Genomic DNA, 15,521 nt, shown 5'->3' on the forward strand with positions numbered 1-15,521 from the left:
TTCTAGCTAGACTTTCGACTTTCCGACCTTTGACAATCATAGCTGCCAAAGGAGTTCCAGAACTGGCTATACTCTTCCAACTTTTCACTCCCAACTTATCACTTCCCCTCCCGTATTTGGTATTGAATAAACCAGATCCCTTGCCCATCTTGCCGCCATGGCAACTGAACACATCGACGTCCGCTACGTGGCCGATCTGGCTCGAATCGAACTCACCCCTGAGGAGGAAGCAACATTCCCCAAGCAGCTCGACGAAATCCTCGGCTACATCCACAAACTTTCCGAGCTCGACGTAGAAGGTATCGAGCCCACAGCCCACGCATCTCCAGTCTTCGATCGCATCCGCGAAGACGTAGCAAAACCCGGCATCGGCCGCGACGCATTCCTTAGCAACGCGCCAGACTCCGCCAACGACCAACTCCGCGTCCCAAAAGTCATCGAGTAGCCCCCTTTTGTTTCATCAGTCCAGTCTGAACACTGCTAACAGAACACTTTTTAAAACATGCTTTCCACAGAATCTATCACCTCGCTCCGTGCCAAACTCACTGCCGGAGAAATCACCCCAGTCGACATCATCGACTCGCTTGAGGCCTCCATCAATGAAAAGGATGCAGCAATCGGCGGCTACCTAGCATTCGACTTCGACACCGCCCGTGAAGAAGCGAAAAATGCTGACCTTAGCCTCCCGCTCGGTGGCATCCCGATTGCCATCAAAGACAACATCAACGTCAAAGGCCAACCGCTAACATGCGCATCGAAGTTCCTCGAAGGAGCTTTCATTTCACCTTACGACGCCACCGTCATCACCAAGCTCCGCGAAGCCGGCGCCATCCCACTCGGGCGCACCAACCTCGATGAATTTGCCATGGGATCCACTTCTGGGAACTCTGCAATCAAGCGCACTAACAACCCAGCAGACCCCTCCCGCGTTCCCGGTGGTTCATCTGGCGGCTCCGCAGCAGTCGTTGCAGCCGACACAGCGATCGCAGCTCTAGGCTCAGACACTGGTGGATCAATCCGCCAGCCAGCCTCCCATTGTGGCATCGTTGGGCTCAAGCCATCCTACGGCCGCGTGTCCCGCTACGGACTCGTCGCCTTCGCCTCATCACTCGACCAGATCGGACCGATGACCAAGTCAGTCGACGATGCAGCTTTGTTACTCAACGCGATCACTGGCTACGACCCAGCTGATTCGACTTCCCTCGAAGACGACAACACAGACTTCACCGCGGACATCGACGGTGGAGTCAAAGGGCTCAAACTCGGCGTACCGAAGGAATACTTCAGCGATGCCATCGACCCAGCAATCAAAGCAATCTTCGACGAAACTGCCGCCAAGCTCGAAGCCGCTGGCGCTGAACTCGTTCCAATTTCACTTCCGCACACAGAGTACGCAGTAGCCACCTACTACATCATCGCCCCAGCCGAAGCATCTTCTAACCTCTCACGTTTCGATGGCATCCGCTACGGCAACCGTGCTGAAAACCCAGAGAACCTCATCGATCTCTACCGCAAGTCACGCGCACAGGGATTTGGTGCTGAAGTGAAGCGCCGCATCATCCTCGGCACCTACGTTCTCTCCTCTGGTTACCACGACGCCTACTACACCAAAGCACAAAAAGTCCGCACACTGATCCGTAAAGACTTCACCGACGCCTTTGCCAATGTCGATGCCATACTCTCACCAGTAGCTCCAACTGCAGCGCCAAAGCACGGAGAAAACGCCGACGACCCGCTCACGGAATACCTCGCAGACATCTGCACCATCGCAGCAAACCTCGCAGGCATCCCCGGCATCTCAGTGCCAGCCGGCACCGTAGAATCCGACTCAGGAACCAAGCTCCCAGTAGGCCTCCAAATCCTCGGTCCAGACCTCGGCGAGTCCATCCTTCTCAAGATAGCCAAGACAGTAGAGTCACTCTAACGAGAATATCCAACATTTCCAAAAAGCGAAGAGCTCACGCTCTTCGCTTTTTTGTATTCTGATGTCACCTATTACTGCTCATACTCCATGGCGACTTCTGTTAGTCAGCCTGATACTTTTTGATGTACTCGATTAAAAATAAAATATGACATCCCCACGCGGCTTGTAGAATTGTTAGAATGGGCTGTGGCTTACTCCTGATAGCGTTTCCAAATTTCGAGGGATCTGGGGAGGTAATTTGAGGGGGCTTCCGGTAGTTTGAAATTCATCAAGCCGACAGCCCCCTTGTAGCCAGAACTTTTCAGGATCCTCACAAATCCCCTAAGGTCGTAATCCCCCTGACCCAGTGGTTTGATCGTGCTGCTGTCCCTGGCGCGTGCTGAAGAGTAGTCGGCGACCTGATCAGTCCCGGCCAGAGTAACGGCGCCGAGTCTGTGCTGGACCCGCTTCATCACCTCATCGAGTCGCGACCCGTTTTTTGCCCTAATCTCATGGTATAAATGGAACGCGAGTTTGAGCTGAGGGTGGTTAACTTTCTCGACAAAGGGCAGGGCTTCCTCAGCCGACTCGATATAACAACTGCTATGAGGATAAAGGATGACTTCCACCCCCTTGGGTGCAGCATAGGCTACGATTTCCCGTAACTTCCGCTCAATAAAGGCATCGTTTACTCCTTCGGTTTTCTTCCCGAAAATCAGCCAAATTTGGATCTTTTTTCCAGAAATCTTATCCACAACTTTTTTCCACCTTTCCCTTCGTTGTGCGGGGTCTTCGAAATTGTATCGCTCAAAAATCGCATCGATTCTAAAATTATCAGTACGTTCAACGGCTTCGATATGACGGTCGATATTTTGAAAATCCTCAATGGTGGCGCATTTCAAAATGATCCCGTTGTATCCATAACGATGGAGGAGCTTGACCTGATCCTTGGCTGGAAGTTTTTCTAATCCCCCAAAATTGTAGCTCGTCACCGGCCATAGATGACCCGTATTGATAGGGACGCCACCATCCTTACCCAGAGCACTGGAAATCAGATGAAAAATACGACAAGCAGCAGTTTACAAACAGAATCCCTCAAAGACATGGTGCGACTTTAGATCGCCAGATGGGAAAAATAACTCAAAAAATAGGCCGGCAGAGTAAGATAAAGAGGCCTGGCAATGAAATTATCTATTGCTCAAACAACATGAGCTAAAAATTGAGCAATCCCTTTATCTGTAGCCGCTCTTCATAAACCGTCTGGGTCTATGAAGGCCTATCGTGGGGTTGCCGCTACTCTGGGATTGAAGCTATGACCGAGGCAATGAGAATAAACCAGCGTTTCCCTAGTGGCGGTGCCCTTTATAGACATTACGCTTCTTGCCAGGTGAGGACGGAGAAATTTTAGGGAAAGGCTTTGGCTCTGGTAGGTACCAAAGTTTACGCTGCGCGCGATCCTGCGGGCTCGCTTGATCCTGCTTATCTGGATCTGAATACTTATAAGGAAGCACACTCTCGCCCGCCCGTAGATCTCTGACTAATTGTGACTTGTCCCCATTTTTCTCCTGCAGCGCCATGAGGTCAGATTGACCTTTGACTATTTGAGGGCTAATAAAGATCACTAATTCCTCGCGAACTACCTCTTTATTAATCGTAGAGAACAGACGCTTGAGACCTGGAATATGCATCAGTACTGGTATACCACTCTCAGTTGACTCATTGCGCTCTGTAATAAGACCACCCAGCACGACGGTTTCTCCATTAGGCACGGTCACTGTTGTTTCAATACTCTCCTGGCCGATAGTGGGAATACTATTCCCATCGATCACGGTCGAACCGATGATATTGTTGTTCACAAATGAAATCTGGAGCGTGACTTCATCTTTAGAGTTCACCAAAGGAATCACCTCAAGCTCCAACAAAACATCGCGGTAAGCAATATTGGTTGATTGCGAAGCGTTATTACCAGAACCACCTTGGGTGAAACTATTGGTCGGAACTGGTATTTGTTGACCAGAGGAAAGAATGGCACGGCGATTATTGGTGGTGAAGACTGTCGGCCGAGCCATCAGGTGGAACTTCCCGCTATCTTCCATCGCTCGGAGGGTTGCGGTGAAGTGCTTACCGATCTGTCCGTAGAGAGAAAGGCCAGCCACATTCTCAAATGCTCCTAGATTTGTAAGTGTAGTAGGATCAGCAAGGATAGGGTATCCCGTTCTGTTCTGCCCAGCAAACCCTGAGTTTGCTCCACGTGTAAGTTGGTAAGTACGCGCAAAATCCATCCCGAAATCGATGGAGTCTCCTAAATTGTACCTACCAAAGACTGCGGTGATTTGCACCTGATCGGTGATGACATCCATCTCAGCAATGAGGTCTTTAACTACCTTAATAGAAGAAGGCGGTCCTTTGATAATGAGAGTATTATTACTATTATCGGCAACTAATAGCGTTTTGCCAATAATGACAGCTTCTGGACCCTCTTCGCGGCTAGTCTCAGCGAGCGACCCGCCTGCATTATTCTGGCTAAATGAACCATTGCCAGAAGCTTGCCCGCGGTTTTGATTACTTTGTGATCTATTATTACCACTTGAACGATTATTCCCACCAGTTTGGTCGGATGGCTTTACGGAAACTTGAGTAATCGCGTTTTCAGCAATATTTAGGAATTCTGAGACTGAAAGGAATTTGAGCTTATGCTTATAAAAGTTTCGTTCATCGAGAGGTGAGTCGTAGCCCTTGATCAAGCTTTCAGCGATCTCTACATCGATCGGTCTACCAATCACAAAAATGCGATTTGTCCGCACGTCCGATAAAACTTGAACACTACTAAAGCTCTCACCGCCAGTAGTGCGCTTTGTCACCGCCGCTGTATCAGTTCGACCACTTGGTGCTACCCCTTTTACTACAGTGCGAGTTGCCGTCCCACCTGCTGCTGCAAACTGGGTATTTTGTGCCGCACTAAACTCCATTATAGATTTCACACTCTCTGCCGTTTCTTCAGCATCAGCATGCTCCAGGGCTACCCACTTTTGCTTCGCTGCTTCTTGCGGAATATCGATTCTCTCTTTGATTTCTATCAAAGTGCGAATCAGTTGAGAGTTCTCAGTGAGAATCAGGGCATTGGCGTTTGGAACAGGAACAATAGATCCATGCGCACCGAGTTGGGACACAACACCGGTGAAGATGCTCATTGCCTCCTCTGGCTTGATATTCTGTAGGCCCATCACATAGGACACGAGTTCCTCTGAATCAGGCAATAGTGAAGCATCAGACACCAATGGGTTGCCTCCAACAGTACGGGCCCGTGGTGCTAGCAGTAATTTTACTTCATTTGCTCCACTAGGGACAAATATTAATCCTTCTAGAAAGCATGTCTTCACTAGAAGATCTGCAGCCTCGCGGTACGTAAGTGGCCCTGGCTGAACAAAGCTAATCTCTACAGCTAAAGCCGCCTTGGTAAGAATTACGCGCTTACCAGTAAATTTGCGATACATAATAGCAATCGCTTCACCGCTCAAAAGTGGTTCTTGGTAGCCCTCTTTGATGACAGTATCGGGGTCTACGAGCGGCTTTGCTTGAGCTACTACTTGAACTCCTGGCGCGGGTGGAACTGGAAGCCCAGCCTGTGGCAGCGGCACCTGCGCTAGAGTGGTCCCAGCAATGGTTAAAGTCACTGAAAGACCTGTAAGAGATTTAGAAAATGAATACATAAGGAAATGGTTCTATTTGGAGCGGGGCACAGGTGGAGTGGGAGTACGGCGGACACGCGGTCGGCGCGTACTAGCACCGGAAGTTGGAACTGAAGGTTTTTTGGTAGCAGACGGAATTGGTGGTCTATTGGTAGTCCTAGGTTTACTTGTCACTTTCGTAGCCTTTGCTATGCTACTCTTAATGTCAGCAGAGTTATAACCAATCGTTATTTGCCGCCCCCCGTTATTCACAACCACTGTGGTTTTCAAGTAATCGTCAGCATTCTTGTCCACCTTGATCAACTTGAGACCCTTAGAGTTTTCGGCCGCCCCCTCGCGCAAGAAAATGCGTTCTTTTGGGCTTTTCCGATCCACTACAGTCACAAACCAGCCATCATCAAACATAGAAACACCTCGAAGAGTGAGTGAGTTATTTATAATTGGTGCTCGAGTTATAACCGGGGGCTTTTTAATCTGGAATGGTGAGCGAGATAGCAACGGGCTATAGTCAATCATCGATGGGTCTTTCGGCAACGCCGCCTCTAACCCAAGAGTGAGTAGAGCCAGAATTGATACTAATGTTATAAAGTGAGGCATGAAGGTGTTCTTGTATACTATAAGGAATCAGAATTAGAAGCAATAAGCCATTGTTCAGCGGTGAGTGTGCAGATGATGAGTCCGTCATCATCCACTTTAGCGGTGGGACGCATCACTATCTGGGTCACGGCACGAAATTCTGTTGGTTGGTGGATATCAACCAACCATTTATAGATCTGATCTTCGGTTGCTGTAGCCTGAATTTGAATCTTTGTCCGCAGGTATTTATCACCCGTATTGGTCATCTCAGTGAGTTGGGGTTTCACTGGAGTAAAGCCAATCGAGGTTGCTGAGCTTTTCAGAAATTCCAGTAACTTACTTTGCTCATCACCAAAGGTGGATGGCTCTGGTTCATGTTTGTCGACCCAGGCCACCTCTTCAGCTATCAGCACAGCATTTGAACTACTATTTTTATAGCTCACGGCTTGAGCGGCTAAGGCCATCGCCTTCCCCTCTTTTTCACGGTAGCTTGTAAGGTATTGTTTAATTCCCCACACGTGTGCAAACAGCAGCACTATACCAGCAATCAGCAGCAACATTCTTCTTTCTCGCTTATTCATGGCTTAGTATTCGTTGTAGCCGACAGGCTTGGCGTTGTACTGAAAATCCCAACGTCCAGTTTTTGTTGATTTTTTTTCTACAGGAAATTCCCATTCGTAATCTTCAAAAACTACAGACTTTCGCAATTTTGGCTTAAAGCGATTGAGCGAATTCGTATCCTTAGCATTGCCTTTGATCTGCACAAAACCGTTCTGAACATTGATATCAGTAAACCGAATCGGTTGACCACTAGGAATACTCATCACACATTCTCTATAGACCTTGAGTGGCCAGTTTTCTGTGACAACTGGATCGAGCTCAGTCCAGTGTTTAAAGTGCTCTTGGTTATCTTCCCACAGTGGTGCGAACTGGGCGACTTCATCGGTGAGTCCGGCAATTTTTTGATCTTGTTGGTAGCTCTTCCACCAAAGCACACCAGCAGCGATGACGTACAGGGCGGCGACGCCCATCAGAACGACACGCAACCGCATCATCGAATTTACGCGTTTTTCCCACTCACTTACGGCTGTAGGCTTCAACTTTATCGAACTTGGTGGAAAACTCGGGACTGGCCTGGGTTCCTCTTTCAACAGGATATTGATAGTCACTAGTTCAGCTTCGAGAGTCGCCGTCAAATCTGTGGCAGACCACAGAAGAAGTTCGTGTGGCTCAAAGGTGATCCCTTTGAGCGCCAATTGAGAAATGAGCAAATGGATCGAAGTGGCCAAATCAACGATTTCATGACCAACAGGCTCGATGAGAAATGCCACATTGTTGTGGTAAAACGCGAGACACCAAGTGTGTCGTTCCTTCCAGAGTGCTATACAATCACCACTGAATTTTGGTGTATAAAATCGAGCTGAGTAGTCGAAAGAATAATGGCGCAGGTCATTCTCCTTGTTGAGTTCTTCTTCTAGAAGATACACAGCGGAGACGAACGACTGGCCCTCAGATTTATTTACAAGAACACAATCCCAGCCTTGGTAGTTTTCAACATCCACCAACAGACCAGCATTTTCCAATTCCAGCTGGCAAGCCCCGCGGTAAAGTTCTTCTTCATCGCTCGGCACCATAATGGGTAGAGTCGCGACTCGGCAGACAGAAAATGCAACACAAGCTCCAGGCTGCGCATCAGATTTAGCCACAGCGCCCTCAAGCGATTTCACGTGCGTGACATTTCCACCACTCTGGCTCCATACCTCCCAACCGTCGCCCTCCGACGGTAAGATCACTGATTTATCTGATTTACTCACTTGCTAGTTGCTTTTCTTGATAATCCAAAATGTCAATCTGTTGCCCTTTGGCACCACTAATGACTTTGATTAAGTAGCGAAAGTTACCTGAATATCCTATACTCTCAACCCTTAAAATCTCACCAGCAGTGGTAAAACGTTGAGCTATGAGCTCCCTGCTGTCTGTCGGTGATACTAAATCATCCAAAGCTTCTCCCACCGTGGCAAAGCGAATATCATCTTCTGTCCCCATTATTCCATCATCCCCCGCCACAAACCCACGGAACTCCGTCGCCATTGACACCTCCACCTCTGCGGCTGCGGCAATCAACTCAGGAAGTGCTTCATGGATATCCAGAGGGCCATTCGACCACACTGTGAAGTAATCACGCCAATTTGGCTTTAAATTCTCAATCAACCCAAATCCACGAACTAAGGGCACTTCATCTAACTCTCGGAACGCTCGATTGTATGGTCGGTCACTATAACCTAGATCTTTATAATAATTTTCCTCTGCACCGTTGAGGCTGATCAACTCATCGCCATCGACCCAGTCAATCAGAGCATCAACTAACATATCGACCTCTTTGTCTCTAGCCCCCATAGTTTAAATAAACTAACGAGAGTTCCTTTATCGTTCGAAGTCAGCACGGCATTGATATTCAAGCGTGATGCTTCGGGCTCGATTTTCACGGTATAGCCTTCATCGTAACCGGTATCTGGGGCAAATAAGATGGGATCATCTCGCTTCACGCCTGGGTGAAGCCCGAAACTCAATCCCGCATGCGCTTGTTGCCAAGCTGCGAATGAGTGTACTTCCGCCACATTATCGTCCACATCCACTTTGAGCAAAGTCAGCGTCACCACTAGTAACGTCGTCATGAAAGCTACCACCCACAAGACTGCAATGAGAGCAATCCCAGTGCGAGGCTTTGAAGGTAGTCGTCTATATAGCATTACTTTTTAGGACCCAAATTGGACATCGTTTCGTAGATAGCCTGAATCATGGTGTATGAGAGTAGGCCGACCAAACCAGCCATCGCCAAAAGAACGATAGGAGAAATGAGAGCCAGCACACTTTGAATCAAAATAGTCAGTCGCTTATCGTAGTACTCAGATGCTCGACTCATTGCTCTGGCAAGTTTGCCAGTGTTTTCACCTACACCAATAAGATCCACCATATTTGGAGGGAACATCTCAGTTTTGCGCATACAGCGGGTGAGACGATAACCATCTCCCACCCCATCAGTAATGCCGAGGAGGCGTTCTTTAAAATAACGGTTGGTCACAGTCTCTGAAGTGAGTTGCAGTGCCTGCACCAGGGGAACTCCATTGCAAAGCAAGTTACCTAATGTTTGCAACCACTGAACGTAGATTCCATATTGGATGACTTTACCAATGATCGGCAGAGTGAGTTTCACCTCATCCCATTTGGTTTTGTTCACCTCTGGCTGAAGCCAAACTTTAACACCCACCATCGCAGCGATGACTAAAATGAGAAGTGTTACCCAGTGCCCGCGAAGGATATCCCCAAGAGTAGTAGCTAGTTTCACACCTATGGGCATTTCCGACCCCGGCATCCCTTCCAAGAGACTGGTAATCTGAGGCAATAAATAGAAGATGAAAACGAGAGTCACGATTATACACGCCAAAATCAAGAAGCCGGGATAGATCATCGCTTGAGACAGCTTTGACCTGAGCTCCATTTGCTCTTTCATGTACGCTCCATGCTGTTTGAGAATGGTTTGGAGACTTCCGCTCGCCTCACCAGCTTTCACCAAATTACAATAAAGTGGGTCAAACTGCGCCGAGACTCGAGGGAGGGATTGGTACATTTGTTCACCTTCGGTCACCCAGCGCCTAAGTTTAGCGGACGCAACCTTTAACACACCGCTTTCATCTCGTTCTTCCATCGAAGCTAAGGCTGGCTCCAGTGGCAAACCAGCCTCTAGCAGCTCACTTAGTTCTTCAGTAAAGGCGATGATATCTTTAGTTTTGAGAAACACTAGTTCATCTATAGAATCTTTCTCGCTCATTTTGCCCTTACTCTTTGAAGCTTCGACAATAGAAACTGGCCGCAGACCTTGCGACTGAAGTTGGCGCATCGCCTCAGGACGTGATCCTAGCTCCAAGTCACCAGTTTGCTTTTTACCCGCCGCATCCACTGCGACATATTTAAAAACCTTCACCATGACTAGATTTGGTCTAAGCCTGACTGGGAATGAGTGCAGGAAAGAACCTCTTCTATCGAAGTCACTCCCTTCATTACCTTACGCCATCCATAATCGCGCATGGTTTCAAACCCCTCTTTAACAGCCTGCTCAAAGACCGCATTTTCATCGGATCCTTTCGCGATCAACTTTTGGATCGACTCAGAAATCTTACAGATTTCGTAAATTGCAGTCCGTCCCTGGTATCCAGTATGTCGACACTCGGGACACCCGACTGGTCCACATGGCTGCCCGCCAAGTTGGTAAATCACGTTAGGAATTCCTAATTCCTTAGCCCGCATCTCTGACCAATCTTTAACTGGCTCAGCACAATGAACACAAAGCCTACGTACGAGTCGCTGACCGAGGAAGGCGCGAACCGATGCTGACACCAAGAATGGCTCGATATCCATATCTAATAGCCGGCTAACGCCACCGATTGCGGTATTCGTGTGAAGCGTACTGAAAACCAAGTGGCCTGTGAGTGAAGCTCGAATGGCTATCTCAGCAGTCTCAGTATCTCGGATCTCACCAATCATTATGTTGTTAGGATCGGCACGGAGAATTGAGCGCAGGCCTTTGGCAAAAGTCAGCCCCACCTCAGGGCGCACAGCAATCTGTACAATCCCTCGCAATTTATTCTCCACAGGATCTTCAATCGTGACGGTACGGGTTTCTGGCTTATTGAGATAATCGAGGAAGCAGTAGAGACTGGTCGATTTACCGGAGCCAGTTGGCCCCGTGGCCAAAATGACGCCGTGTGAAAGCGCTAACACCTCGAGGATGGACTCTCGGACAGAATCCTCCAACCCGAGCGCATTGAGATTAAATTTCTCCTGATTCAGCAAACGTAGACTCACGGTTTCCCCTTCCACGGAAGGAATAGTAGCAACACGCACATCGATGCTCTTGCCTGCATTTTTCAAGTGAATTCGTCCATCTTGAGGCATTCTTCGCTCAGCCACGTCGAGACGCGACATGATTTTCAAACGCGCCACCACAGATGACTGCAGGGCATTGATGCGTTCTGGTACGGGAACATCCAGCAACTGACCATCCACACGGTAGCGGATACGTAAAATATCACTCTGCGGCTCGATGTGGATATCCGTCGCCTTATGGACTAAAGCCTCGCGGATAATCTGGTTCACGAAACGTAAGACACTCGCTTCATCCGACTCGTCATCATCTAACACGGATGCCTCATCCTTCTCGGCCAATTGATCAGCATCAATGTCACGGCCCGCGAGGATCTTCTCAAAAGTATCAGCACCTACACCATAAATCGCACTCAGCGAGTTGCGCACGTGGCGGCGCTCACCCATGACCCAACGAAGAGTATAAGGCAATTTGCGTGACAGCGCCTGTCGAGCTTCCATGCGGTAGGGGTCGTAGCACACCATTGTTAGAACATCTTCTTCTAACTTGAGTGGCACGACTTGGTAGCGGATTGCCAGTGCCGCGCTACAAATTTTCTTCAGCTCAGGCACATCTTCAGGACTAAGCTCTCCATTGACTAGTGACATCCTCACCATCTCTGACAAACCTTTGAAGAAATATTCCTCTTGCACCAGACCGGCATCTAACAATGCATCGATCATCGGCAACTGCAATTGAGCAGCATTATCGATTAGCTCCTCAACACTTGCTGGCTCGGCACGACTCGACGCACAAGCTAACTCAAGGAGTTGTTGCACGATTGGGCTTCTTTCTAAAATTTCGCTCATGTTGGATTCAGCAGAGGCCGCGCATTGTAGGGTTTAAACATTAGCGACGGCAAATTGTAGATTTTTCTTATCCTACTCACTAAATAGTTCAAGGAGGGATTACATTTCGAAGAAGTTAACTACCTATTTATCTATTTCGAGCCGACTATTTGACAAAGCATCGTAAATGGCTTAACCCAATTGAGCATGAAGTGTCCACCCACAAAGAACCGATCCCAACTTCGCAAAGCATTCACGCTCCTAGAAATGATGATGGTCATGGCAATTATTGCCATCCTCGTCGGTGGAGTCATTGGCCTCACTAAGAATTTCTCTGGGGGAGCCCGAATCCAAAAAGCGGAGAGCGAGATGCAGAGTTTAGCTGCTCATCTACTGCAGTATAAAAACCTTGCCGGCCGTTTCCCCTCCAGTGGACAAGGTCTAGACGCTCTCGTCACTAAGCCAACCTCAGCGCCAAAACCTCGTCGCTGGAATCAATCACTTAAGGCAGTTCCAATGGATCCATGGGGCAATCCATACATCTACAAAATGCCGGGCAAGGACCCATCCACCTATGAGATTATCAGCTTAGGAAACGACGGCCAACAAGGCGGAGACGATGACATCAGCTCACAAGACGCTCAATAAGCGGTTCCAACCTCGTGCTGGTTTCACCCTCTTAGAGATAATGGTCACCTTGGCTATTATCTCTATAATCTCGGGCTCGGCTGTCCTTTTTGTAGCAAACCAGAGCAATGGCGCGCTCGATAAGCTTGCCCAGCAGACCCAAATAATGGCGAAGGAAACCCTGCGTAACGCCAAACTAGAAGAACGCCCATTTTCTATTTACATCACGCCAAGAGAAATTTGGGTTCAACCAGAAAGCATGCAGTTTGAGGAAGAAAATACTACCTCTCCTCAATCCTCACTCATCGTCCCGCAGGGAGTTCGCGTCTCACTTCTTACCAATCAAGGCGACGACTGGTTCACACTAGGTAAAAATGATGCCCCCTTTATCTGGACCTTCACCCAGTCTGGCCTTTGTGATTCTCTTGAAATCCGATTCGAAGACGATGACAACATCCAGACCATAGCCTTCCACTCACTCACTGCCGGAGAAGTCATCGATGAAGACTAGCCTAAACCGTCACCGATCCGGCTTCATGCTTCTAGAGGCACTCCTAGCCTTCAGCATTTTCGGGATAGCTGTCACCAGCATCGTCATTGCTCTCCACCGCACCGCGGAACTAAGTCAAGCAGTGGTCCACGAACAATGGATCAAACAAGAAGCACAAAACATCCTCAAGGAAGTCCTCACAGCTGCCAGAACCGGCAACGACTTTGCGCGCGACGACAGCTTCTTCATCGATCCCACCACCGACGCTCGCATCCTGATAGAACCGCTGGAAGCTGTAGATCAAGACGACAACCTGCTCGATGAACTCTACACGGTTACAGTCACCATCTATTGGGACAACGACGGCACACGCTCAGAGCAAGTCTTCTCAACTATTCACTATGCCAACATGTTCAATGCAGCAACCCGAGGAGGCGGGCGATAGATGAAGAGAAACTCTCACCATTCGAAAAATGGTTTCACCCTGCTAGAAACTATTTTGGCTATGTCGATGTTAGCAGTCATGATGTCGGTCATTTTTTCTGTCACCACAAGCTCAGTTAGCCTTGGCCGCAGCATCGTAAGCATCCAGTCGAACTCACGCCACCAAGCGGCATTCTACAATTACCTCAAGCAGCTATTCGCCAACCTCCCGAGTGACGCTCGCATCACGCTAGAGGAAAACGACCAGAATTTTCAGACACTCACGATAGAAAACCCAAACACTGAGTTTCCCGCACGTGGTCGCCAGCACTTAGCTAAGCAACTCTGGGTCGCCATCGGTACCGACCGTGATGGACTAGTCAACCTCAGCCTAGAAACATCGAATCAACTCGAAGATGGATCGAACAATCAGGAATCGATATACTTCCAAACTGAATTGGTGAGATCACTGACTAACATCCGATGGGAGTTCTACGATGCCAACCGAGACGAGTGGAGTCCCGAATGGACACCAGCCATGGGTCGCCCCTCACAAATCAAATTCTTTTATTCCTACCCCGGCCACGAAGATGAGCACATGCATTACTTCTGGATTCCAAACCGCAAGGACCCACCACTCAAGGCTAACACTCAGAAGCCGACCCCTCCCCCTCGACCGTAGCCAGAGCTCGCATTTTCAGCACTTTAGTTAGACTGCGTTTTGCAGGAAAATGGACGTGATCCTCCTTGTTCACCCAACAATTTAACAATTCCGATTGATTAAGTCGGCCATCTAGCTACCGTTTCACAAATTCGACTAACTGATGATCAATTTGAGGACAATAGAAGTACCCACCCCGACCGACTACTTACGTGGCGTCGGAAATGAATCTCTAGGTTTACCCCAAAACATTTTATTCTTCCGGAGGACAAGTAAACAGGTACTCCAACAAGAGAGCATCAAGAACCGCTCTCACCACAGGATTGTCGCAGTCTTTAACCTAGAGACATCAGCCTATATCCACCTAGATCACCTCGAAGTAGAACTGCGCCCCAACGAAGCACTCGTCATTCCCCCTCACCAGTTCCACCATTTTAGTAACCTTGAGACCACTAAGCTCAACTGGCTATTCTGCACCTTTGAACTCGAGCGCCCCTCCTACATCGAACCCCTGCGCAACAAGGTTATCCCCATTAGTGAAGCCGCCATGCAGAGCCTCGGCGAAGCTCTCAATGCCTACATCAACGAAAGGCAAACCCCACACTCCACTGATGAGGTTCAAGCATTGGTGCTCACCACACTTATCCGTCTAAAGAAAGCCGCCACCGACCACTCGGCCCTCTACAAAATCATCACCGACGACATCGTTAGTAAGGTCAACCGCGTCCTCATCGAGACACCTAACATCGAGCTCACAATCGCTGTGATCGCAGACAACTTCAAGCTCTCCGAATCCCGCATGCGCACCGTCTTTCGCGACTCAGCGGGCGTCTCACTCGGTAAATATATTTTGAATTATAAAATTCACACGGCCCTATCACTACTCGCAAATACGAAGTTGGCAGTATCCGAGGTAGCTGACCAAGCCGGCTTCACTTCCCTCCAAGCCTTCAGCCGCACCTTCAAAGAAAAAACCGGTCTTCCCCCAAGCCACTTTCGCAAAAAAACAAACCTGATTTAGCAGCTTGACCACACCAGATGAACTGATGTGGCTGGACTAATACTTAGGTGGTGCCTCTAAACGTACCTAGCACCAAATCACACTACACGACAAAAATTTAAGCACAGGACTCTGCAATCAATGTGATCGATCAGTGTGACAAAACCTTGGAGTGCTGAGGCTTGACTCAGCTCTGGTGAGGCTGTGGCTTGACACATGGGGGCGGGAGTTTCAAGTGTGCAAGTTTTCAGTGTTCCGACTGATAGGATGAAGCCTGTTGCTGTTTGTGTGGTCTGAGAGTTAGGAGGGTGGTTATATTTCGGGTGGTCCTGCCACCACACGCGTCAAGCCCAGTCCGCCGCAGAGCGGTGTCGAGCCACACGCACTCCAGATCATCGGAATGATGAGTTTTCGAATCATAAACCAATTGGGGTGATTTTGCG

Annotated in this window: 15 protein-coding genes; 7 read left to right on the forward strand and 8 right to left on the reverse strand. The window is 48.8% G+C overall.

What is annotated here, in order from left to right; all coding sequences use genetic code 11:
* Nucleotides 1–157: 157 nt before the first annotated feature.
* On the forward strand, nucleotides 158–445 hold the full coding sequence (gatC, locus tag BSZ32_RS01770; RefSeq protein WP_105041824.1) for an Asp-tRNA(Asn)/Glu-tRNA(Gln) amidotransferase subunit GatC: 288 nt from the start codon (nucleotides 158–160) through the stop codon (nucleotides 443–445).
* Nucleotides 446–502: 57 nt separating this feature from the next.
* The gene (gatA, locus tag BSZ32_RS01775; RefSeq protein ID WP_105041825.1) at nucleotides 503–1,924 is read left to right on the forward strand and encodes an Asp-tRNA(Asn)/Glu-tRNA(Gln) amidotransferase subunit GatA; all 1,422 of its coding nucleotides are present in this window, start codon (nucleotides 503–505) and stop codon (nucleotides 1,922–1,924) included.
* Nucleotides 1,925–2,115: 191 nt separating this feature from the next.
* Here the strand turns inward: gatA and BSZ32_RS01780 are convergent, their stop codons facing one another.
* The 8 genes from BSZ32_RS01780 to BSZ32_RS01820 form a co-directional block, all read right to left on the reverse strand.
* Complete coding sequence (locus BSZ32_RS01780; RefSeq protein WP_165788579.1) at nucleotides 2,116–2,895, reverse strand: sugar phosphate isomerase/epimerase family protein; 780 nt, start codon at nucleotides 2,893–2,895, stop codon at nucleotides 2,116–2,118.
* Nucleotides 2,896–3,249: 354 nt separating this feature from the next.
* On the reverse strand, nucleotides 3,250–5,613 hold the full coding sequence (locus BSZ32_RS01785; protein ID WP_105041827.1) for a secretin N-terminal domain-containing protein: 2,364 nt from the start codon (nucleotides 5,611–5,613) through the stop codon (nucleotides 3,250–3,252).
* A 593-nt stretch (nucleotides 5,614–6,206) separates the two neighbouring features.
* Nucleotides 6,207–6,749 carry a hypothetical protein gene (locus BSZ32_RS01795; RefSeq protein WP_129589537.1) on the reverse strand — a complete coding sequence of 181 codons (543 nt, stop codon included), beginning with the start codon at nucleotides 6,747–6,749 and terminating at the stop codon, nucleotides 6,207–6,209.
* A 3-nt stretch (nucleotides 6,750–6,752) separates the two neighbouring features.
* Nucleotides 6,753–7,982, reverse strand: coding sequence for a PilN domain-containing protein (locus BSZ32_RS01800; RefSeq protein WP_105041830.1), 1,230 nt, complete (start codon nucleotides 7,980–7,982; stop codon nucleotides 6,753–6,755).
* Entirely contained in the window at nucleotides 7,975–8,538 is a 564-nt protein-coding gene (locus BSZ32_RS01805) for a type II secretion system protein GspK (protein ID WP_165788580.1), read from the reverse strand. The genes BSZ32_RS01800 and BSZ32_RS01805 overlap by 8 nt, the downstream gene beginning before the upstream one ends.
* Entirely contained in the window at nucleotides 8,532–8,843 is a 312-nt protein-coding gene (locus BSZ32_RS01810) for a hypothetical protein (RefSeq protein ID WP_129589538.1), read from the reverse strand. Before BSZ32_RS01810 ends, BSZ32_RS01805 begins: the two co-directional genes overlap by 7 nt.
* 74 nt (nucleotides 8,844–8,917) lie before the next feature.
* Nucleotides 8,918–10,153: a type II secretion system F family protein gene (locus tag BSZ32_RS01815; protein ID WP_105041833.1), complete on the reverse strand. Its 1,236-nt coding sequence runs from the start codon at nucleotides 10,151–10,153 to the stop codon at nucleotides 8,918–8,920.
* A gap of 2 nt (nucleotides 10,154–10,155) precedes the next feature.
* The gene (locus BSZ32_RS01820) at nucleotides 10,156–11,898 is read right to left on the reverse strand and encodes a GspE/PulE family protein (RefSeq protein ID WP_105041834.1); all 1,743 of its coding nucleotides are present in this window, start codon (nucleotides 11,896–11,898) and stop codon (nucleotides 10,156–10,158) included.
* Between the two features lie 186 nt (nucleotides 11,899–12,084).
* On the opposite strand from BSZ32_RS01820, the gene gspG reads away from it, so the two are divergent.
* The 5 genes from gspG (at nucleotide 12,085) to BSZ32_RS01845 (ending at nucleotide 15,099) form a co-directional block, all read left to right on the forward strand.
* A complete protein-coding gene (gene gspG, locus BSZ32_RS01825) occupies nucleotides 12,085–12,525 on the forward strand; it encodes a type II secretion system major pseudopilin GspG (protein ID WP_105041835.1) in 441 nt (146 codons plus the stop codon).
* Entirely contained in the window at nucleotides 12,497–13,015 is a 519-nt protein-coding gene (locus tag BSZ32_RS01830) for a type II secretion system protein (protein WP_105041836.1), read from the forward strand. Before gspG ends, BSZ32_RS01830 begins: the two co-directional genes overlap by 29 nt.
* The gene (locus tag BSZ32_RS01835; RefSeq protein ID WP_105041837.1) at nucleotides 13,005–13,439 is read left to right on the forward strand and encodes a type IV pilus modification PilV family protein; all 435 of its coding nucleotides are present in this window, start codon (nucleotides 13,005–13,007) and stop codon (nucleotides 13,437–13,439) included. Before BSZ32_RS01830 ends, BSZ32_RS01835 begins: the two co-directional genes overlap by 11 nt.
* A complete protein-coding gene (locus tag BSZ32_RS01840) occupies nucleotides 13,440–14,099 on the forward strand; it encodes a prepilin-type N-terminal cleavage/methylation domain-containing protein (protein WP_105041838.1) in 660 nt (219 codons plus the stop codon). It abuts the gene before it with no gap.
* A gap of 151 nt (nucleotides 14,100–14,250) precedes the next feature.
* On the forward strand, nucleotides 14,251–15,099 hold the full coding sequence (locus tag BSZ32_RS01845) for a helix-turn-helix transcriptional regulator (protein WP_206018693.1): 849 nt from the start codon (nucleotides 14,251–14,253) through the stop codon (nucleotides 15,097–15,099).
* Nucleotides 15,100–15,521 lie beyond the last annotated feature (422 nt).

Origin of the sequence: Rubritalea profundi, from assembly GCF_002954445.1 — a bacterium.
GTDB classification, from domain to species: Bacteria; Verrucomicrobiota; Verrucomicrobiia; order Verrucomicrobiales; family Akkermansiaceae; genus Rubritalea; species Rubritalea profundi.

Coding starts and splice junctions, on each gene's coding strand:
- BSZ32_RS01815 (WP_105041833.1), bottom strand. CDS start 10,153: ATGGTGAAGGTTTTTAAATATGTCGCAGTGGATGCGGCGGGTAAAAAG.
- BSZ32_RS01795 (WP_129589537.1), bottom strand. CDS start 6,749: ATGAATAAGCGAGAAAGAAGAATGTTGCTGCTGATTGCTGGTATAGTG.
- gspG (WP_105041835.1), top strand. CDS start 12,085: ATGAAGTGTCCACCCACAAAGAACCGATCCCAACTTCGCAAAGCATTC.
- BSZ32_RS01835 (WP_105041837.1), top strand. CDS start 13,005: ATGAAGACTAGCCTAAACCGTCACCGATCCGGCTTCATGCTTCTAGAG.
- BSZ32_RS01830 (WP_105041836.1), top strand. CDS start 12,497: ATGACATCAGCTCACAAGACGCTCAATAAGCGGTTCCAACCTCGTGCT.
- gatC (WP_105041824.1), top strand. CDS start 158: ATGGCAACTGAACACATCGACGTCCGCTACGTGGCCGATCTGGCTCGA.
- BSZ32_RS01820 (WP_105041834.1), bottom strand. CDS start 11,898: ATGAGCGAAATTTTAGAAAGAAGCCCAATCGTGCAACAACTCCTTGAG.
- BSZ32_RS01840 (WP_105041838.1), top strand. CDS start 13,440: ATGAAGAGAAACTCTCACCATTCGAAAAATGGTTTCACCCTGCTAGAA.
- BSZ32_RS01805 (WP_165788580.1), bottom strand. CDS start 8,538: ATGTTAGTTGATGCTCTGATTGACTGGGTCGATGGCGATGAGTTGATC.
- BSZ32_RS01810 (WP_129589538.1), bottom strand. CDS start 8,843: ATGACGACGTTACTAGTGGTGACGCTGACTTTGCTCAAAGTGGATGTG.
- BSZ32_RS01785 (WP_105041827.1), bottom strand. CDS start 5,613: ATGTATTCATTTTCTAAATCTCTTACAGGTCTTTCAGTGACTTTAACC.
- gatA (WP_105041825.1), top strand. CDS start 503: ATGCTTTCCACAGAATCTATCACCTCGCTCCGTGCCAAACTCACTGCC.